Annotated in this window: 17 protein-coding genes and 1 tRNA gene; 17 read left to right on the top strand and 1 reads right to left on the bottom strand. The window is 37.7% G+C overall.

Going from position 1 to position 20,525, the window contains the following annotated elements; translation table 11 throughout:
* Positions 1-143: 143 nt before the first annotated feature.
* A complete protein-coding gene (locus CGRAC_RS09935; protein ID WP_005871053.1) occupies positions 144-638 on the bottom strand; it encodes a hypothetical protein in 495 nt (164 codons plus the stop codon).
* Positions 639-715: 77 nt separating this feature from the next.
* On the opposite strand from CGRAC_RS09935, the gene CGRAC_RS09930 reads away from it, so the two are divergent.
* From CGRAC_RS09930 to CGRAC_RS09845, 17 genes are all read left to right on the top strand, one after another.
* A tRNA-Glu gene (locus CGRAC_RS09930) sits at positions 716-790 on the top strand.
* A gap of 243 nt (positions 791-1,033) precedes the next feature.
* On the top strand, positions 1,034-1,771 hold the full coding sequence (locus tag CGRAC_RS09925) for a BUD32 family EKC/KEOPS complex subunit (protein WP_005871057.1): 738 nt from the start codon (positions 1,034-1,036) through the stop codon (positions 1,769-1,771).
* Entirely contained in the window at positions 1,755-2,954 is a 1,200-nt protein-coding gene (locus CGRAC_RS09920) for a multidrug effflux MFS transporter (protein WP_005871059.1), read from the top strand. The genes CGRAC_RS09925 and CGRAC_RS09920 overlap by 17 nt, the downstream gene beginning before the upstream one ends.
* Before the next feature lie 102 nt (positions 2,955-3,056).
* Positions 3,057-4,880 (top strand): threonine--tRNA ligase, encoded by a 1,824-nt coding sequence (gene thrS, locus CGRAC_RS09915; RefSeq protein ID WP_005871061.1) that lies wholly within the window; start codon positions 3,057-3,059, stop codon positions 4,878-4,880.
* Entirely contained in the window at positions 4,877-5,398 is a 522-nt protein-coding gene (gene infC, locus CGRAC_RS09910) for a translation initiation factor IF-3 (RefSeq protein WP_005871062.1), read from the top strand. The genes thrS and infC overlap by 4 nt, the downstream gene beginning before the upstream one ends.
* 234 nt (positions 5,399-5,632) lie before the next feature.
* Entirely contained in the window at positions 5,633-6,406 is a 774-nt protein-coding gene (gene rfbF, locus CGRAC_RS09905; protein ID WP_005871064.1) for a glucose-1-phosphate cytidylyltransferase, read from the top strand.
* 3 nt (positions 6,407-6,409) lie between these two features.
* Complete coding sequence (gene rfbG, locus CGRAC_RS09900) at positions 6,410-7,510, top strand: CDP-glucose 4,6-dehydratase (RefSeq protein WP_005871066.1); 1,101 nt, start codon at positions 6,410-6,412, stop codon at positions 7,508-7,510.
* Positions 7,507-9,297, top strand: coding sequence for a thiamine pyrophosphate-binding protein (locus tag CGRAC_RS09895; protein ID WP_005871068.1), 1,791 nt, complete (start codon positions 7,507-7,509; stop codon positions 9,295-9,297). The genes rfbG and CGRAC_RS09895 overlap by 4 nt, the downstream gene beginning before the upstream one ends.
* A complete protein-coding gene (locus CGRAC_RS09890; protein WP_005871069.1) occupies positions 9,290-10,018 on the top strand; it encodes an HAD-IIA family hydrolase in 729 nt (242 codons plus the stop codon). The genes CGRAC_RS09895 and CGRAC_RS09890 overlap by 8 nt, the downstream gene beginning before the upstream one ends.
* Before the next feature lies 1 nt (position 10,019).
* On the top strand, positions 10,020-10,805 hold the full coding sequence (locus CGRAC_RS09885; RefSeq protein WP_005871070.1) for an aldolase/citrate lyase family protein: 786 nt from the start codon (positions 10,020-10,022) through the stop codon (positions 10,803-10,805).
* The gene (locus CGRAC_RS09880) at positions 10,802-11,731 is read left to right on the top strand and encodes an NAD-dependent epimerase/dehydratase family protein (protein ID WP_005871071.1); all 930 of its coding nucleotides are present in this window, start codon (positions 10,802-10,804) and stop codon (positions 11,729-11,731) included. Before CGRAC_RS09885 ends, CGRAC_RS09880 begins: the two co-directional genes overlap by 4 nt.
* The gene (gene rfbH / locus CGRAC_RS09875) at positions 11,728-13,059 is read left to right on the top strand and encodes a lipopolysaccharide biosynthesis protein RfbH (RefSeq protein WP_005871072.1); all 1,332 of its coding nucleotides are present in this window, start codon (positions 11,728-11,730) and stop codon (positions 13,057-13,059) included. Before CGRAC_RS09880 ends, rfbH begins: the two co-directional genes overlap by 4 nt.
* A gap of 301 nt (positions 13,060-13,360) precedes the next feature.
* Complete coding sequence (locus CGRAC_RS09865) at positions 13,361-15,199, top strand: hypothetical protein (protein WP_005871074.1); 1,839 nt, start codon at positions 13,361-13,363, stop codon at positions 15,197-15,199.
* A gap of 170 nt (positions 15,200-15,369) precedes the next feature.
* A complete protein-coding gene (locus CGRAC_RS09860; protein WP_005871079.1) occupies positions 15,370-17,205 on the top strand; it encodes an acyltransferase family protein in 1,836 nt (611 codons plus the stop codon).
* On the top strand, positions 17,206-17,574 hold the full coding sequence (locus CGRAC_RS09855; RefSeq protein ID WP_005871081.1) for a GtrA family protein: 369 nt from the start codon (positions 17,206-17,208) through the stop codon (positions 17,572-17,574). It begins immediately after the preceding gene.
* Between the two features lies 1 nt (position 17,575).
* Positions 17,576-18,508 carry a glycosyltransferase family 2 protein gene (locus CGRAC_RS09850; protein WP_005871083.1) on the top strand — a complete coding sequence of 311 codons (933 nt, stop codon included), beginning with the start codon at positions 17,576-17,578 and terminating at the stop codon, positions 18,506-18,508.
* On the top strand, positions 18,501-19,463 hold the full coding sequence (locus tag CGRAC_RS09845) for a glycosyltransferase family 2 protein (RefSeq protein WP_005871086.1): 963 nt from the start codon (positions 18,501-18,503) through the stop codon (positions 19,461-19,463). Before CGRAC_RS09850 ends, CGRAC_RS09845 begins: the two co-directional genes overlap by 8 nt.
* Positions 19,464-20,525 lie beyond the last annotated feature (1,062 nt).

Here is a 20,525-nt window from a genome sequence, read left to right as displayed (position 1 = left end):
TTGAGGCGGCTGCTAGAGTGCATTATTCCCGCGCGTTTATAAACACCCGCCGCGCGAAATTTTACTCGTTCGCGATTTGCTCGCGCCGCCCGCGGAATCGCATCTCACGTGCTACAAACATTGCTCGCGGCTAGCGTAAAATTTTACAGCAGCTCGCGGATTTTGATCTTTACGCCGCGTTTTGCGTCGGCGAAGCTTATGGATCTTCCGCCGCCGTCCTTGTCACGGCAAACCTTATAATCGATAGAGCCATCTTGCAGGCTTTGCGTGAGGCAACGGCGCTCGCCCGCGTCGCTGCCGCCAAAGATCGGCTTGCCGTCTAGGATTTGGCCGAGAAGCCCGCGGTAGTGCTCGGCGCCGAAGAATTTTTTATTGAAAACGAGCTCGTCGTCGCACGCGCCGTTCATGCAAATTTTATCGCCTTTTAAAACCAGGCTCAGCACGCTGATGCCGCTTGCGTAAATTTGAACCTCAGTTTGGTTTTTAAATTTACGCATAAAGCCCGCGTCGCTGGTGCGGGTAAGCGGCGAAATGACGGTGAAATTTACAGCTTGCGTAGAAGCGGGCTTGAGCGCGGTGGTAGCGCAGCCTGCGAACAGAAGCGAAAGTGCAAGTGGCGCCAGAAAAGAGCATTTCATAAATAATCCTTAATTTAAGTTGGGTTTAAGTGCGTCTTGAGTAGAATACCGCCTTTAATCTTAATACCAGATTAAGTGGCCCCTTCGTCTAACGGTTAGGACATCGCCCTTTCACGGCGGTAAAACGAGTTCGAATCTCGTAGGGGTCGCCACTTCTAGTCTTAAAATTTTTTGACGCAAATTTTAATTTTTAAAATTCTGAAATTTTATCTAACTGCTAAATTTTAAAATTATGCGCTTTTGCTGCTTCCTGTGCTGTAAAATTCCAAGATTGCAATAAATTCTACTTGATAGTTTTAAAATTTGGCTCCGCCAATTTACGTAATAAATTTTATGCAAACAAATAAAACTCGCAAATTTAGCTCTTTCTAAAAAAAATTCGCTAAATTTATCGAATGCAAAATTTTAAAGAATACGTAAATGAAATTCTAAAAAATCATCTTGGCGAGCGCGTCACGAGCTTTAGTTTCGAGGGTGAGAAATATTGGCTTAAGCAGCCGGAGTTGCGCATCCGCGGCGGATTGCTTACGAAAATATTCAAAGCAAATCCGAAAGCCGCTTTCGATTACGAAGCGCTAAAATGTGAGAGCCTGTATGCAGCCGGCGCGCCTGTGCCGCAGCCGGTGCTGCAAGACGAGAGCTTTTTTGTACTCAAAGACGGCGGCACGCCGGTGGACGAGGTGCTAAAAAGCTCGGATGAGGCGGCTTGCGTGGCGCTCATTGAGGGCTATGCTGCGGCGTTAGCACAGCTGCATTCGCGCGGCTTCATACACGGCAGACCCGCGCTGCGCGACATTTTAGTAAAAAATGGCGAGATGAAATTTATAGATTTTGAAAATCGCGGCGAGCGCGGTGATCTGCAAAAAGCCAAAATGCGAGATTTTTTGCTTTTCGTCTATGATCTGTGCCGTGAAGGGCTAAGCGAAGATTTGGTGCGCGCAGCCATTCGCACCTACGCCTCAAGCGGCGGGCAGGATGTAGTGCAAAGTGCGTGGGCTACGGTACTTGCGCTGCGTCCGATATATTTTATCGCTAGGCTTTTGCCGCAAAAATTTAAGGATCTAAACGCGCTCGTGCGCACGTTTGAGCTCTGCCTAAAAATAATTGAGGAAAACGATGGTCAAACAAAGTAAATTTGCTAAATTTAAGCTGGTGATTATACTTGCCTATATGTCGGCTCTGGCGCCCTTGTCTACCGATATGTATCTGCCTGCGCTGGAAAAGGTAAAGGCAAGCTTTGCTACGAGCGAGTTTTACGCTCAGCTATCGGTTGCAAGCTTTTTCATCGCATTTGCGCTAGGACAGCTCGTTTATGGACCGCTAAGTGATAAATTCGGTCGTAAAAAGCCGCTATATGCGGGCATTTTGCTTTTTATATGTGCGTCGCTTGCTTGCGTTAGCTTTGATAATATCTATGCGTTTATATTTTTTAGGTTTTTGCAAGCTTTAGGCGGGTGCGCGGGAGTGGTACTTGCGCGAGCTGTAATTAATGACAAATTCGAGTTACACGAGGCCGCGGCGATGTTTGCGCTAATGATGGTCGTAGGCTCGCTAGCACCGATGCTAGCACCAACTCTAGGTGGATTTGTGCTAGATTTTTTCTCGTGGCAAGCGATTTTTGCGATTTTGTTCGCGCTTGGAATTTTGCTTTTTGCATTTATATTTTTCGGACTCGACGAAAGCGCGCAGATAGATGAGACTACTACACTTAGCGTAAAAGGCGTACTTGGCGAATACGGCATAATCTTGCGAAATAAAGAATTTATGCGCTATACGCTAGGATTTGCGGTTGCGATGAGCGCGCTTTTCGCTTATATCACGGGCTCTAGCTTTATATTTTTGGGCTATTATGGGTTGGGTGAGCATGCCTTTGGCGTAATATTTGGCATCAACGCCCTCGGGATGACTCTGGTATCGGCACTAAATGCCAAACTCGTGCAAAATCGCGAACCCACAGCTTTATTAAATTTCGGCCTAATAGCGATGCTTGTGACGAGCCTGATTTTGCTCGCATGCTCTATGCTTGACCTTCCTTTTATCTGCTTCGAGGTTTCACTTTTCATATTACTTTCGTCCCTTGGCTTTGTTGCGCCTAACGCCACGACGCTTGCGATGGCGCTGTATAAGGACGGCAACTCGGGCGCAGCTTCGGCGGTACTGGGGACTGCGCAGTTTGCCATCGCCGGGGCTATTTCGTTTATCGTGGGTGCAGTGGGAGCGAATAAGCCGTTTTTGCTCGCAAGTGTGATGGTGATTTGTGCTTTTTGCGCGAACGCCGTGTATTTTTTATTGCGAAAAAAGAATCAAAAATTTTAATTTTAATATTTTTTAAATTTATCGTTAAGGATTGATTAGCTAAAATTAGCTCTCGTTCTTTCAGCGTAAGAAAGACAATTCGGTAAAAAAGGAAACAAGCCAATGAGCGATATTATCGCATATAAACTTAACGGTGAAATTTACGATACTCAAAGTATCGGCGAGCGCGCAAGCGAGGCGCAGCCGATATATTTCGATAACTCCGAGGACGCGCTAAAGGTGATTCGCCACTCCTGTGCGCATCTTTTGGCGCAAGCGGTGCGCGAGCTTTATCCGAGTGCAAAATTTTTCGTAGGACCGGCGATTGAGGATGGGTTTTACTATGATATGCGCGTTAGCAAAAATGGCGGCGAGAAGCTTGGCGAAGAGGATTTAAAGGCGATCGAAAAAAAGATGCGCGCGCTTGCCGAGGCAAATTTAGAGATTAAAAAGATAGCCTCCACTAAAGAGGCGGTCGCGAAAAAATATGCAAACGACGATCTTAAGCAGGAAGTTTTAAAGCGCATCCCCGAAGGCCCGGTTAGCTTATACGCACAGGGCGAGTTTGAGGATATCTGCCGCGGACCGCACGTGCAAAATACGAAATTTTTGAAAAATTTCGCCCTTACGCGCATCGCGGGAGCGTATCTCGGCGGCGACGAGAAGCGCGAGATGCTAACTCGCATCTACGGCGTCGTATTTGCCGATAAAGATAGCCTTAAAAAGCACCTTACGATGTTGGAAGAAGCCAAGAAGCGCGATCACCGAAAGCTCGGAACTGAGATGAAATTTTTCACCTTCGACGAGCAGATCGGTGCGGGACTTCCGATCTGGCTTCCTGCGGGTACGAGGATGCGCATAAAGCTCGAGGGGCGCCTTTATAGGCAGCTTCGCAAGCGAGGCTACGAGCCGGTGCGCGGCCCTGAAATTTTAAAATCAGACGCATGGAAGATCAGCGGGCACTACAGCAACTACAAAGAAAATATGTATTTTACGACGATCGAGGAGCAGGAATATGGTATCAAGCCGATGAACTGCGTCGGTCACATCAAGGTTTATCAGAGCGAGATCCGCTCATATCGCGATCTACCGCTTAAATTTTGCGAGTACGGCGTCGTGCACCGCCACGAAAAAAGCGGCGTCTTGCACGGACTTTTCCGCGTGCGCGAGTTTACGCAGGACGACGCGCATCTGTTTGTGATGCCGAGCCAGATCAAAGAAAACGTCTATGAAATTTTAGATTTCGTGGAGCTTTTGATGAAGGCTTTCGGCTTTGAATACGAGCTTGAAATTTCGACCAAACCGCAAAAGGCGGTCGGCGACGACGAGGTTTGGGATATCGCGACGAAGGCCTTAAAAGACGCGCTTGACGAAAAGGGCTTAAAATACGGCCTAGACGAGGGCGGTGGCGCATTCTACGGACCTAAGATCGATATCAAAATCACCGACGCGCTCGGTCGAAAGTGGCAGTGCGGTACGGTACAGGTAGATTTTAACCTGCCTGCGCGCTTCGAGCTAGGCTACATCGACGAGAATAATGAAAAAAAGCAGCCCGTGATGCTGCATCGCGCGATTTTGGGAAGCTTCGAGCGCTTCGTGGGGATTTTGCTCGAGCATACCGCGGGCGAGCTTCCGTTTTGGATCTGTCCTACGCAGGTATCGATCGTGCCGATCGGCGAGGCGCACGCAAGTTACGCGAAAGAAATTTTAAATTTGCTGCGCGCGGCGGACATTGACGGCGAAATTTTAGATAGAAATGAGACGCTAAATAAACGAATCAGAACGGCTGAAAAGCAGAAGGTGCCGCTCATCATCGTCCTAGGCGATAATGAAGTTTCGGCTCGCAGCGTGGCTCTGCGCGATCGCAGGGCGCGCGAACAGCGAAATTTAGGGCTGGATGAGTTTTTAAATTTCGTAAAAGCTAAATTAAACGAGGTGAATTTTTGAGCAGAGAGAAAGAGGTTTTTCTAAACGAGGACATTCCGGCTAGCGAAGTCAGGTGCATAGGCGACAACGGCGAGGTTTACGGCATAATTTCAAAGGCGCAGGCGCTGCAAATCGCCGAGCGAGAGGGCGTGGATCTGGTTTTGATAGCGCCCGATGCAAAGCCGCCCGTTTGCAAGGTCATGAACTACAGCAAATTTCGCTATCAGCAGGAAAAAAAGCTCAAAGAGGCGAAAAAAAAGCAAAAAATCATCGAGGTCAAAGAGATCAAGCTGTCCGCCAAAATCGCTCAAAACGACATTAATTACAAAGTAAAACACGCGAAAGAATTCCTTAGTAGCGGCAAACACGTCAAGCTTCGCGTATTTTTAAAAGGGCGCGAGATGTCAAGTCCGGAAATCGGCGTAAATTTGCTCAATAAAATTTGGGACGAATTTTTCGCAGAAGTTGCCGATCGCGATAAAGCGCCTGCGCTGGAGGGTCGCTACGTAAATATGCTGATCACGCCGAAAAAGGCGTAGCGTAAATTTAGCTATGTTATAAAAATCGCAGCGATAAAATAGTGGAATTTTAAAATTCCACTATTTTAAGTTTGCTCCTGGTTAAATAATATTACATTAGAAATAAAAGGTGAGGGAATTTAAAATTTATCTAATCATTATTCTTATCTAAGTTTTATTTTGATAAAATCAAAAACAAATAAATTCTCTCTACGACGACTTGCTATAAAGGAAGTAAACAAAGGAAATGAATATATGAAGGTTTTAATTTTAGCTGGCGGCTTTGGCACTAGGCTTGCCGAAGAAACTAGCATCAGACCTAAGCCAATGGTTGAGATTGGTGGCAGACCGATATTATGGCATATTATGAAAATTTATAGCCACTATGGCTTTAATGAATTTGTGGTGCTTCTTGGGTATAAAGGCTATTATATAAAAGAGTATTTTGCAAACTATTTCCTGCATAGAAGCGATGTAACGATTGATATCAAAAATAACAATATGAAGATTCATAAAACTTTAAGCGAAGATTGGAAAGTTACTTTGATTGACACCGGGCTAGATACTATGACTGGTGGTAGAATCAAGCGCGCGCAGGAGTATGTGGGAGATGAGAGTTTTATGCTTACTTACGGTGACGGCGTTAGTGATGTAAACATAGATGAATTAGTAAAATTTCATAAGTCTCATGGTAAATCTGCCACCATGACGGCGGTTCAGCCGGAAGGTAGATTCGGTGCTTTAGATATTAATAATTCAAGCTTAATTACATCTTTTTTTGAAAAACCTAAAGGTGACGGAAATTGGATAAATGCCGGCTTTTTTGTATGTGAGCCTAAAGTTTTTGATTATATTACTGAGGGTGATACGACTGTATTTGAGCAAGCCCCACTTTCAAATTTAGCTAAAGATGGCGAGCTTTGCGCCTTCAAACACTGTGGCTTTTGGAAGCCGATGGACGCTTTGCGCGATAAGCAAGTGCTAGAAAAGCTATGGGATAGTGGCAATGCCCCTTGGAAAAAGTGGTAGCTTATGAATAGTGTGATAGCAACACAAGAAGTACAAAATTTATATTCCGGGATTTATAAGGGCAAAACAGTTTTGCTTACCGGGCATACCGGTTTTAAGGGCTCATGGCTTAGTTTATGGCTGCAGCGCTTGGGCGCGAAAGTGATAGGGTATTCGCTTCCGGCGCCTACAGAGCCAAATCATATAAGACTTTTAAATTTAAATATCGTCCAGGTGATTGCTGACATACGAGATCTTGCTAAATTAAACGAAGTCTTTGCAGCTTATAAACCAGACATTGTATTTCACTTTGCCGCTCAGGCACTCGTACGCCCATCTTATGCCGACCCTATCACAACCTACGAAACCAATGTCATCGGCACATTAAAAGTCTTTGAAGCCTGCAGAAAAGCAGGCGTTCTCGCGATCGTAAATATCACCAGCGACAAGGCTTATGAAAATAAAGAGTGGGTTTGGGGATATCGCGAGAGCGATCCTATGGGCGGATATGATCCATATAGCTCGTCGAAAGGTTGCGCGGATATTCTGGCTAGTTCATATCGAAACTCCTTTTTTAATGAAAAAGATTACGGCACAAAGCATCAAACGCTGCTTGCCACGTGTCGCGCAGGTAATGTCATAGGCGGCGGAGACTGGGCACAAGATAGATTGATTTGCGACGTTATGCGCGCAGCAGCTAAAAATGAAGCGGTAACGATCCGCAATCCGCATGCGACACGCCCTTGGCAGCACGTGCTTGAGCCGCTTGGCGGCTATTTGCTCGTGGGGCAAAAGTTGCTTGAAGGGCGAAAGAAATTCGGCAGCGCGTGGAATTTCGGTCCTAGCGATGATGGCGCGATTAGGGTGCTTGATGTATTAAAAAGCGCCAAGCGATATTGGGATAAGATAGAATTTCAAATCAATTCCGACATAAACCAGCCTCATGAGGCAAATTTATTGAAGCTTGATTGCTCTAAGGCACATGCGCTGCTTGGCTGGAAGCCCGTTTGGGATAGCGAAACGGCATTTGAAAAAACTGTAAAATGGTATAAAAATTTCTATGAAAACGGCACAATCGATACCGAGCAAAATTTAAACGACTACGTAAAAGATATGATGCGATGATAAAAGTTAGCGATTTTATAGCAAAATTTATAGCCGAACACGAAGATACCGCAAAGACCATATTTATGGTCTCGGGTGGCGGCAATATGCACCTGATAGATTCGCTTGGTAAAAATGAAAATTTAGAGTATGTCTGTAACCATCACGAACAGGCTTGCGCGATAGCCGCAGAGGGATATGCGCGCGTCTCAAATAAGATCGGTATCGCGTATGTTACCACGGGTCCCGGCGGGACGAACGCGGTTACCGGCGTTTACGGTGCTTGGGTGGATTCTATCCCTATGATGATCATATCGGGACAGGTGAAATTTCAAACAACCATTGCTTCGCAACCCGAGTTAAATTTACGTCAGCTCGGCGATCAAGAGGTTAATATAGTTGACATCGTAAGGCCTATCACAAAATACGCCGTAATGATAACGGATAAAAATAGCATAAAATTTAATCTGCAAAAAGCTGTTTATGAGGCTAAGCACGGCAGACCAGGGCCCGTATGGCTGGATGTGCCGCTAGATATACAAGGCGCGATGGTGGACGAAGCGGATCTGATAGAATTTGAAATCCCCGAAGCGCCGAAGTTTGACACAAAAATCCCGCAGGTTCTAGATGCGTTAAAAGCTGCTAAACGCCCCGTTATCATTGTGGGTAACGGCGTAACACTTGCCGGTGCTAACGAAGAATTTCTAAAACTAATCGAAATTTTAAAAGTTCCCGTTATCGGTACTTTCGCTAGATACGATATCGTTAGAAATGACCATGATCTATTTTTTGGTAGATATGGCACTATCGGCAATAGAGCGGCAAATTTTGTCGTGCAAAATTCCGATCTCATCATTGCCATAGGCGCTAGATTAAATATCCGCGCAGTTAGTTATAACTGGGAATTTTTTGGCAGAGAAGCCAAAAAAATTTTAGTCGATATCGATCAAAACGAACTAAACAAAAAAACTATTGCCGCAGATATTAAGATAAAATCTGATGCGAAGGTTTTTATATCGGATTTGCGATCTGCACTGAAAGACGAGCTGGATTTTGGATTTTGGCTTGAAATTTGCAAAAATTACAGAAAAAATTATCCTACGATTGAGCCTTTTAGACAAAATGCAAAAGAGTGGGTTGATTCATATAATTTCTTCGATGTACTATCTAATCATAAACGAGATTTAGTTTATGTATTCGGTAACGGTACGGCATGTGTTTCATCTTATCAGAGCTTGCGCTTATATGAGAATCAAAAGGTGGTAGTAAATTCGGGTTGTGCTTCTATGGGATACGATCTGCCTGCGGCAATCGGTGCGTGTTTTGCAAACGGCAAGGGTAATACTATATGCGTCACCGGAGAGGGCAGCTTACAGATGAATATTCAAGAGTTTCAGACAATAATTCATCATAGGCTTCCAATCAAAATTTTTGTGCTGAATAATGCGGGCTATATTTCTATCAGAAATACTCAAAACAACTTTTTCAAAGGGCACAAGGTAGGCTCGGATAAAGATAGCGGCGTAAGTTTTCCGGATACCGTTAATCTAGCACAGGCATATGGTTTTGAAGCTTGTAGAATAGAAAATCAGCTAAATTTAAAAGGGGAGTTGGAGGAAATTCTATCCAAACCAGGTGCGGTAGTTTGTGAAATAATGCTTTCGCCTACTGAAAAAATGGAGCCGAAATTATCATCAGAGATAAAGCCTGACGGCAAAATGATCTCAAAGCCGCTTGAAGATATGTTTCCGTTTTTGCCGCGAGAAGAATTTTATAAAAATATGATAATTAAGCCGGTAGATGAATAAAGCTGTAGTTTTTGACTTAGATGGAACTATTTATTTTGGAAGTAAAATTGCCGACTTTGCTTTGCAAACTATAGATGAGCTTGAATCTAATGGTTACAATGTATTATTTTTTACTAATAATTCAACTAAAACAAGATTTGAAATTTTAGATAAATTAATTCATATGGGTATAAGAACTACTGTAGATAAAATATATACCTCAGCTTATGCTAGTGCTATATTTTTGCAAAGAAAGGATCTAAGAAATATATTTTTAGTTGGTAGCCGTGGTTTTAAAAGTGAATTAACGAATGCAGATATAAATGTCGAGGATGAGTATAGTTGTGAAGCCGTGGTAATTGGGCTTGATTTAAATTTTAACTATGAAATTTTATCAAGAGCTCTTATTGCATTACAAAAATCTCGTAGAATAATAGTGGCAAATACAGATAAAAATTTCCCGGTAGAAAATGGTCTTTTAAGACCCGGTGCCAATGCTATGCTAAGTGCAATCCTTGGTAGTATTGATGAAGAAATTAAGCTGGATATAGTAGGAAAGCCAAATCCTTTTATGCTCGAAATTTTATGTAAGGATTGGGGGCTTGATAAACAGCATATCGTTGTGGTAGGTGATAGGATGGAAAGTGATATGGCTATGGCAAAGAATTTTAATTGTAAAGGAATTCTAGTTGGCAATGACATTACATTGCTGGATGTTAAGAATAAAATTTTAAGGAGCTAAAATGAATGTTTTAGAATACGAGATGATCGATATTCTTAAAAGACTTAAAGACGAATACGGTGTTTTTGAGATCAAAGCAGAGTACGAGAATGAAGGTAGTAGGCAGGAGGAACTTTGTAGACTAAAAGATATTACCTCTAAAGTTGGGCTTCCTATTATTATGAAAATCGGAGGCGTCGAAGCGGTAACCGATATATATAACGCTATTACTCTAGGTGTAAATGGTATCATAGCACCAATGGCGGAGACAAAATTTGCCGTTAGTAAGTTCGTGGCCGCTATAAATACCTTTGTAGCAGAAGATAACCGTAATGATATAGAATTCGCGATTAATGTAGAAACCATAACATGCTATGAGAATTTAGACGATATTTTATCTTTAGAAAATATCAATACATTAACCGGCATAACGATAGGCAGGGTCGATTTTACTGCTTCGATGGGCAAAAATAGGGATTTTGCAGATAGCGATGAGATGTTAAAATATTGCGAAGATATTTACACTAAAGCAAGGGCTAAAGGACTAAAATGCGGTCTAGGCGGAGCCATATCCGCAAAGTCGTGCGATTTTATTAAATATCTGATTTCCAGAGGATTGCTTGATAAATACGAAACGCGAAAGATTGTCTATCATAAAGACGCCATAAATAATATGGAGGCTGGAATTTTAGCCGGCGTGGAATTTGAACTAGCCTGGCTTAAAAGTAAGCGTAGGTATTATCACAGAATCAAGTCTGAGGATGAGAAAAGAATCGAAATGCTTGAAAAAAGGCTAAGTAACAGATGAATCTTTTCATCACGGGCGGTAGCGGTTTTATCGGTTCGCATCTAAAAAAGCGTCTTGCGCTAAATGGAAATTTTAACGTTTTCGCTCCAAAAAGTAGCGAGCTAAATTTGACTGACGAAAGCGCAGTTGACGATTTTGTCCGTGCGCATAAAATCGATACTATCGTTCATCTAGCCAATCGTGGCGGCGGTCGCAATACGCTGGATATGTCAAATGTGACCGAGTATAATTTGCGGATTTTTTTCAATATTGCTAAGCAAAAAAATAAGGTTGCAAAGATCATATCGTTTGGAAGCGGTGCAGAGTACGGTAAACACAAGCCGATAATAAATGCTCGCGAGGATGATTATAAAGAGACGCTTCCGCTTGAAGAATACGGTTTTTACAAAGCTATCACGTCGCATTACATTGAGGATTGCGCGGATAATATCATCCAGCTTCGTTTGTTTGGAATTTACGGCGAGATGGAGAATTACCGCTATAAATTTATCACAAATGCCGTAGTAAAAAACCTACTGCACCTACCCATCACGATCAATCAAAACGTATTTTTTGATTACATGTATGTCGATGACCTGTTAAACGTAGTGGAATTTTATATAGAAAATGATGCACGGCATAAAATTTACAACGCAAGCAGTGGGACAAAAATCGATCTACTTAGTTTAGCTGCGCTAGTAAATGAGGCGAGCGATTTTAAATCGGAGATAATCGTGCTAAATGAAGGGCTGAATAATGAATACACTTCCGACAATAGCCTATTAAAATCTGAAATGAAAGATAAATTCAAGCTTACGCCGCATTCGGAAGCGATCGGTAAAATTCATAAATATTTTAAGCAAAATTTTACTAGCTTAGACTTAGATACCATAAAAGAAGATCCATATTTGGGAAAAATCAATGAAATTTGGAAAGGCAAAAAATGACCCCTCAAGAATTAAAACAAGAAATTTTAGAAAAGACAAAAGAGTATTATAGGCTGGTTCATGAGCCGGTGCAGCACGCCAAATTTGAACCTGGTAAAAGTCGTGTGAATTACGCAGGCAGAGTCTTTGACGAGCACGAAATGATAAATTTAATAGATAGCTCGCTTGATTTCTGGCTTACATACGGCACATATTCTAAAAAATTTGAAAAGGAATTTGCCAAAATGCTTGGCGTAAAATGGGCATTTTTAGTAAATAGCGGAAGCAGTGCAAATCTACTTGCATTTTTTGCGCTCACTTCGCCGCTTCTAAAAGAGCGCCGCATAAAAAAGGGCGACGAAGTTATAACCGTAGCGGCGGGCTTTCCTACGACAGTTGCACCTATCGTGCAATATGGTGCCGTTCCCGTTTTTATCGATATGGAGCTTGAGTATTTTAACATAGACCATACGAAACTTGAGCTTGCGCTTAGTCCAAAAACGAAAGCCGTTATGGTAGCTCACACCTTAGGAAATCCTTTTAATATAAAAGCCGTGAAGGAATTTTGCGATAAGCATGATTTGTGGCTTATCGAGGATAACTGCGACGCGCTGGGTTCTCTGTATGACGGTAAGCCGACCGGCACATGGGGGGATATAGGCACAAGCAGCTTCTACCCGCCTCACCATATGACGATGGGCGAGGGCGGCGCCACATACACAAACAATCCGCTGCTTAAAAAAATTATGCTAAGTATGCGTGATTGGGGACGCGATTGCTGGTGTGATAGCGGCGTAGATAATACCTGCGGGAGGCGCTTTTCGCAGAAATTTGGTGAGCTGCCGCTTGGATACGATCATAAGTACGTTTATTCACACTTCGGATTTAATTTAAAAGCCTCCGATATGCAAGCTGCCGTGGGATGCGCTCAGATAGAGAAATTTCCTAGTTTCGTGCAGCGTCGTAGGCAAAATTTTAAAAAGCTTTATGATGGCTTAAAAGATATAAAGGAGCTCATTTTAGTTAAAGCTCAGCCGCATTCCGAGCCTAGCTGGTTTGGCTTTATGATGACGGTTGCAGACGGGGCAAAATTTAGTAGAAACGAGCTTAGCGAGCATCTAGAGAAGGCGGGCGTGCAAACAAGAAATTTATTTGCGGGCAATATGATCAAGCACCCGCTATTTGCAGGCCTTAAACTCGGAGTCGATTATAAAATTTCAGGCGAGCTAAAAAATACTGACAAGATAATGAACGATAGTTTCTGGGTGGGGGTATACCCTGGAATGAGTGATGAAAAGATAGAGTATATTATAAAAGCAATTAAAGAATTTATATCCACTAAGAACTAAGTCGGATTTGATGAATTGAAAGAATTTTAAAAATAGGAAATATAAAATATGCCAAATAAAGCCGTTTTAAAGCTATCTGTATTATTTTGTATCATTGTATTTTTGATTTATAAAGTAGGAAAAAAAATTTTTATTGCATATGTTGATCCAACCGTAGATAAATATAACTATTTTAAATGGGTTTACTATTTTATGAATCAAGAAAAGGTTTTTACATTCAATTTTTATCTATTCTATATTTTTATCATCTCTGCTTTCTTTTCTTTAATTTTATGGTATAAAATTTATAAAGATAATATCGATGAATAGCATTTTGCTTAAAATAAAAGGTTTTAATTTTCATATTTGTGCTAAATTGGCTATATTAGCTTTAATAATTATACAAATTTCATTCTATTTTTATGGGATTTTCTCAGATTTTAAACTCGCAAACGAGTTTAGATATATAGATGAGCAAACAATACTAGATAATAATAAAATTGTTTCAAACAATCAATATATCAAAGAAAATTTATGCTTTAGTCCTAATAATATAAATTATAAATTTAATTCATACGATAATATTTTTTTATCTGGGAATAAAGGAGGATTCAATTTTCAAAATAATCCTAAATTTTTAGTTTTTGATCCATATTATAGACATATTAGCGCAGATACTTTTAAAAAATTTGCTACTCATATAGAAAATATTGGCTATAACAGAGATTTTAATCTTACTTATGACGAAGCCAAAGAATCAAATAGTATAAATAGATACGGTATAGATGCGTTTTCACACTCTTATCCTATGTTTGGTGCTGATACATTAAATAAGCTCAAAGAAAAAACTGATTTTATAGCATATAATATTTTTGAGCAAAATATACAAATTCTTAGTAGATATTATTGGGAGGAAACCCCATTTATGCTAAATCCTATAAATGAGTTGGATTTAGGTAGAAACAAATCGAAAATTTTTTCTCAATATGGCTTTCTAAGCTTATATCCTATTAAATTTATAATGGAAAAACTTGGTGGCATAAACGTTAGTAATTTTGAAAAGACGAAGAATATAGTATGTATGGTTTATTACACCATAGCGATAGGTTTTATATTTTTATTTTTCAAGGATAATTATCTAAGACTTATTTTTATATTTTTGCTAAGTATTAGATTTTTTTCGGTTATGTATTATTCTTATCATTATGCACCTACATTTTTTGATACAAGACATTTTTTTGATTTAACTATAATTTTATTCTTATTCTATGCTACGAAATTTCAAAATTTGAGCGCGATTTTTAAATTAATATGTGTATTCCTAGCGTTGCTTTCAATTTTTATGGCTAGTGATTTTGGACTTTATATATTTATTGCAGCTTTAGGAACATTAATTATAGAGTATGGTATGGATACGGTGCGAAATAATAAACTCATAGATATTAAAAAAATATTTTTTATACTTATTTATACCATCGTAGGTATTATATTTTTCATCAAATATCCATTGATGAAGAATCCATCAATAAAATATTTTATAGACGGATTTTATTCTTTTAATATTCCGTCTTTCTTATTTTTCTTAATATTATTAGTGGTATTTATTCAATGGTTAATGCTTGTGATATTCTATAAAAAACTTGAGAGAAGTGGTCATCTTTTATCCTATATATTTTTACTATTTTATACAAATTTTCTTTATACATATTTAGTATGGAAGCCAAATATCTCCGCTGTAGTATTTTTTATAGATGTCTTGCCCTTTATAATTATTTTGAATTTATTTCCGAATAAGATCAAAAAAGCATTTTCTATAATTTCCATTTTGATAGGAATGCTGCTGTATATTAAATTTGCAATATATTATGTATGGGAGATAAAAAATTATAATCGCATCTTTGAAACTCATAAAACCTATAAATGGGATCATGATAGAGCAGGAGGTATAATTACCACATACCCCTTTGATAAATTTCAAAACTCGATTGATCTTATAAATAAATACTCTTCTAATACAAATGAAGTATATATGATATCAAAGTATGACAATATACTACAGTTTTTCAGTAAAAAATATAGTAGATTAAAGTATTTTGAGCTGCGCTCCTTTTTAGTATCAGATATAGAATATAATGAAGTCTTAAATCTTATAAATAATTAAAGCTGATATTTTATATGTAGATAGCGATATAGATAGAGACTATAAGGCAGAAATGAAAGAAAGACGATTCTTTGATATATATGAAAATTACTGGTATAACGAAAACGTTAAGCAAAGAATACCGAAACTCGAGACTTTAAGTAAATTATTTAATGAAGTTAAAGAAAATTATGAGCTTATTGATAGCAGAGGACTTCTTAATGTGTATAAGAAGAAATAATATATTTTTTATACTATTATTTATTTTGGTAATATCTATTTCATCAATTACTGCGGGTTACAAAACTATTAATCAAAAATTAAATATCTTTTTTAGCACTTTTTATCAACCCTCTTTCGATAGTTTAAATAATAATGAAAATGTATTTTTTAGAACTGATATAAGTTTTAAGCTTGATAAGATGATAAACGGCTATGAGAATTTATTTCAAACGTCGGATTACAATGACGGATTACGAATAGAATTTAATGGCAAAAATGTTTATTTGCTTTTTTCTGATATTGAAGGTAAGTTATTCGGTATTCTTATAAGTGCTGATATACAATTAAATCAAATCTATAAATTACGAGTAACTTATATTAATCATAAAATATATATAATTTTGAATGGAAAAAATATTATAAATGATTTTACTAATGCGTATCCTAAATTTAATAATATAAAATTTAGAAAGGGTTTCGACGATAGCCGAGAATTTAAAAGCGGAAATATACTAAGCAGTCATTTTATTTTAACCAATTTAAGTAGCTATGATTTTTCTTTCTTTATTATAATGTTGTTAATTATAGCAATATTTGCGGATATCAGGTTTATATTATCGAATATAGATAAAAATAATATACCAAATTTATCAAAAGATTATATATATAATAAAAATATATATAATAAATTACTTCTATTGAGAACTATAGCATGGGCTATGGTATTTATTATACATGGGTATATTATTTTTTATAATTCTAAAGTAAATGAGAATTTGCATAAGATATTCCTGGGCGATATCGATTTGACCTTTTTAAAATATCCATCCGCATGGGGGGGGGTATGGATATTCTTTGTTTTGTCGGGATTTCTTATGGGTAAAGCATTTATTACAAAAAGATATTCTTATAGTAGTAGCGGAATTCTACAGTTCTATATAAATCGAATTTTACAGATATGTCCTGTTTATTATTTTTGCATATTTACTCTAGCTATTTTTACATATCCTGAGATTTTTCAACCGGAGAATATTAAATCGCTTATTAGAGTGGCTACATTTACAAATGATAGTTTGCTAAATATAAATGTTGATGGTGCACTATGGTCTTTGAGCACAGAAATTCAATTTTATATTTTAGCTCCTTTTTTGGTGCTATTTATAGTTTTTCTATCGGATAAAATTGGATTAAACAAAGTATTGTTCTTGGTCATTATATTTGGTATAATAGAAAGATTTACTTTATTTAAAATAAGCTATAACGGTTTGGTTGATTTTGAATTTTGGGATAGGTGCATTTATAAACCTTTATATTGTAATATAGATTTATTTCTATTCGGTATATTAGCAAATCTTTATATAGATAGCATAAGCAAAAAATATAAATTTAAATGCATAGGATTCTTTATAGGAATAATATTAACACTACTATTGTTTTTTAATTTCTTTCTTGGATATTATACTTTCAATACCCATATAAAATTTTATGCAGAAAAATTTATTTACCTTTTACCTACCTTTACTGCGTTAATGACATTTTTATTAATTGTCTTAATAGAATACAAAGATATTTTGTTTAATATTAAAAATAATAAAAGTGTATTGCACTATTTTGGAATTATGACATTTGTAATTTATGTTTGGCATGAGCCTATTCTTTTTAAAGTGCATCAAATAATAGATCAGTACCATTTGGGCATAGGTCTCAATTTGTTTATAGGACTTTGTTATTGTTTGTTCTTTGGGTTTCTATCATATATCTTCATAGAAAAACCGATGAGTTCGTATAAGAGAAAGGGCGTCTAAATGCCCATAAAACGCCAGCTCATATCCTTCCTCCTCGTCGGAATCCTAAATACCGCCTTCGGATATGGGCTATTTGCTCTTTTTATTTATATCGGTCTATATTATCCGCTCGCCGTGCTGTTTTCTACGATACTTGGCGTATTGTTTAATTTTAAAACTATAGGTAAGCTAGTGTTTGGTAGCAGTGATAATGGTTTGATTCTTAGATTTGCCTTAGTTTATGTCATAACCTATCTTTTAAATATATTCTTTTTATGGCTATTTAATAAGCTTGGTTTCGAAAATATGTATATAAACGGTTTTGTGCTTTTGATCCCGCTAGCTGCGGTGTCATTTTTGTTAAATAAATTTTTCGTCTTTAGGAGATGATATGAAAAAGATCAGTATAGTTACCGCCTGCTTTAATGAGGAGGAGAACGTAGAGGAGGTCTATGCGCGCGTAAAAAAAGTTATGGGCGAATTTCCGGAGTACGCCTACGAGCATATATTTATTGATAATGCTTCGACCGATAGGACGGTTGAAATTTTAAAACGCCTAGCAAAGGATGATAAAAATTTAAAGATCATCGTAAATTCCAGAAACTTCGGGCATATCAAATCGCCAACCTATGCGCTTTTGGGTGCAGACGGAGATGCTGTTATCTCTATCGTAGCCGATTTGCAAGATCCGCCCGAGATGATTGCGCAGTTTATAGAAAAATGGCAAGAGGGCAACGACTTGGTCTTGGCTATCAAGCGAGATAGCGAGGAGCGCGGCGTGATGTTTAAAATCAGAGAGTGTTATTACGAGCTCTTATCAAAACTATCTGAGATCGAAATTTTTAAGAATTTTACCGGCTTTGGACTTTTTGATAAAAAGGTCATCGCGGCTCTTAGACAGATGCATGATCCGTATCCGTTCTTTCGAGGAATGCTCGCAGAAGCCGGCTATAAGGTAGCTAAGATTCCTTACGATCAGCCGGTAAGAATTAAAGGAGTTACCAAAAACAACTTCTACACGCTTTATGATATGGGGATACTCGGTATAATCTGCAATTCCAAAGTACCACTTCGGCTTGCAACCTTTATAGGCATGATAACGGGCGTTTTAAGTATAATAGTAGGACTTGTGTATTTTATACTTAAGCTAATTTATTGGGACGAGATGAACGTAGGCATCGCGCCTCTCATAATACTTTTTTCATTTGTCTCATCTGGAATTTTATTTTTTATCGGTATAATAGGCGAATACATAGGTGCGATCTATACTCAAGTATTAAATCGCCCGTTGGTATTTGAAAAGGAAAGAATAAATTTTGACTGAGGATATTTTTTTAAGCATTGCAGTACCGACTTATAATAGAGCAAAATTCTTAGATAAAAGTCTAAATAGTCTATGCAAAAGCGTGTATAAAAGCGAGCGAAGAGATATTGAAATTTTAATTTTAGATAATGCTTCCAGTGATAAAACCTCAGATATTGCAAAAAAATATATTGATTTTGGATTTGTAAAATATATAAAAAATAGTGAAAATACTGGTCCAGATAATAATTTCAAAAAAGCGATTTCTTTGTCGCGCGGAAAATATATATGGATATTCGGCGATGATGATTTGGTATTTGATGATACGATTAAATATTTAATGCAGATACTAGATTCTTCTTCGGAATTTGGCATCATTCATTTAAAGGCACAAAATTTCATAGACGAAATTAAGCCAGTAGAATTTAAAGAATTTAGTAATTTTAAAATTTATGATGATGATAGATCCGAGTTTATAAAAGAAGCCCATACTAATTTAACTTTTATAACTTCTAATATAGTAAATAAAAGTTTATTTGATAGAATCGATTTGCACGCGATAGCAAATAACAATCTTCCGCAGCTTTATTGGAATATCGCCTGCGCGATTTTATCTGATAAGCAAGTCGTGGTATTTGATAAAATTTATGCAGCAAGGCAGTTTAATAGTGGAAGATATAATTTTTCAGAGGTATTTGGTACAAATTTAAATGATACCCTAAGCGCTATTGAAAAGAATTTTGACGCAGATTTCGTGCTTGAAATTTTTAGAAAAAGGCTTTTAATATATTATTATCCCGCCAATATAATTAGGATACGAAACGGCCTTTCTGCGGTTAGGAACGAAAACTGCTTTTGTAATTTATATAAAATTTATAAGAAATTCCCTTCTTTTTGGATATTCACGGTTAGCGCGATGTGGATACCAAAAAAGCTAGGTCTTTTAATAGTTAAATTTATGCAAAAGACGATTTAGGACGGAATTTGCTATCTAAAATTTCATATATGGCGCTAGCGCAGATATTTTTTGCGTTTGCATCCGTAGTATCGATCTTAGTTCTACCGAAGCTTTTATCTTTAGAAGGCTTTGGATACTATCAATTATTTATATTTTTTGCCAATTACGTAGAATTTTTACATTTTGGACTATCTGATGGTATATATCTAAGATATGGCGGTAGGCGATATGAATTTATTTCTAAAAGAACTCTAAAATCTCAAATTTGTACGATGGAGATTTTATATATTCTAGAATGCCTAATTATATTTTTTACGGTTTGTGCGTTTTCGTTCGATAAAAGGTTATTTTTATATATTGCTATTTCGGGCGCTATCACGGTGCCAAGATCATTTCTATATAATCTTTTGCAAAGTGTAAATGAGATAAAAAAGTCAATACTCGTTTTGTTTATAGAAAGAATTTTTGTCTTATCATCCATAGCAGCAGTTTATTTCGTGGATTTCGATAAAGCTAAATTTTTAATATTTTCATTTATTTTTGCCAGATTTATATCGCTTGTTTATATTTGTTTTTTATGCAGGGATCTTTTTAAGGTAAAGATGGCTTCTTTTACAGATAGCTTATTTTATATATATAAAAATATGCGAATAGGTATAAAATTAACAATTTCTACGCTTTGTAATATATTTTTGGTATTTATTGCAAGATCTATGATTGCATGGAAATTTAGCATCGTCTTATTTGGTAAAATTTCACTTATATTGTCGTTACTAAATTTTGCTCTATTTTTTATCAATGCATTCTCGGCGATCTTATTCCCGATATTACGAACTAAAAAAGCTTGCGAACAAAACGAAATCTTTAAAATTTTAGATGATGGACTATCAATCATATTTGTATTTTTATTTCTATTTGCATATCCTGTAGAAATTCTACTGGGCGCTTGGCTACCTAAATATGCGGACGTTTTAAATTATATGCCGATAATTTTTACGATATTGCTATGCGAAGGTAAGACGCTCCTTCTTACTAATTCATATTTTAAGGCATTACGCAAAGAAGGACAAATGCTTCGTA

It is taken from the genome of Campylobacter gracilis (genome assembly GCF_001190745.1).
Lineage (GTDB): Bacteria > Campylobacterota > Campylobacteria > Campylobacterales > Campylobacteraceae > Campylobacter_B > Campylobacter_B gracilis.
Note: the sequence above shows the minus strand (reverse complement) of the source record. Positions and strands in the feature narration are given on the sequence as shown.

Coding starts and splice junctions, on each gene's coding strand:
- CGRAC_RS09925 (WP_005871057.1), top strand. CDS start 1,034: ATGCAAAATTTTAAAGAATACGTAAATGAAATTCTAAAAAATCATCTT.
- CGRAC_RS09860 (WP_005871079.1), top strand. CDS start 15,370: ATGAGCTTATTGATAGCAGAGGACTTCTTAATGTGTATAAGAAGAAAT.
- rfbF (WP_005871064.1), top strand. CDS start 5,633: ATGAAGGTTTTAATTTTAGCTGGCGGCTTTGGCACTAGGCTTGCCGAA.
- rfbG (WP_005871066.1), top strand. CDS start 6,410: ATGAATAGTGTGATAGCAACACAAGAAGTACAAAATTTATATTCCGGG.
- CGRAC_RS09880 (WP_005871071.1), top strand. CDS start 10,802: ATGAATCTTTTCATCACGGGCGGTAGCGGTTTTATCGGTTCGCATCTA.
- CGRAC_RS09895 (WP_005871068.1), top strand. CDS start 7,507: ATGATAAAAGTTAGCGATTTTATAGCAAAATTTATAGCCGAACACGAA.
- rfbH (WP_005871072.1), top strand. CDS start 11,728: ATGACCCCTCAAGAATTAAAACAAGAAATTTTAGAAAAGACAAAAGAG.
- CGRAC_RS09850 (WP_005871083.1), top strand. CDS start 17,576: ATGAAAAAGATCAGTATAGTTACCGCCTGCTTTAATGAGGAGGAGAAC.
- CGRAC_RS09920 (WP_005871059.1), top strand. CDS start 1,755: ATGGTCAAACAAAGTAAATTTGCTAAATTTAAGCTGGTGATTATACTT.
- CGRAC_RS09890 (WP_005871069.1), top strand. CDS start 9,290: ATGAATAAAGCTGTAGTTTTTGACTTAGATGGAACTATTTATTTTGGA.
- CGRAC_RS09855 (WP_005871081.1), top strand. CDS start 17,206: ATGCCCATAAAACGCCAGCTCATATCCTTCCTCCTCGTCGGAATCCTA.
- CGRAC_RS09885 (WP_005871070.1), top strand. CDS start 10,020: ATGAATGTTTTAGAATACGAGATGATCGATATTCTTAAAAGACTTAAA.
- CGRAC_RS09865 (WP_005871074.1), top strand. CDS start 13,361: ATGAATAGCATTTTGCTTAAAATAAAAGGTTTTAATTTTCATATTTGT.
- thrS (WP_005871061.1), top strand. CDS start 3,057: ATGAGCGATATTATCGCATATAAACTTAACGGTGAAATTTACGATACT.
- CGRAC_RS09935 (WP_005871053.1), bottom strand. CDS start 638: ATGAAATGCTCTTTTCTGGCGCCACTTGCACTTTCGCTTCTGTTCGCA.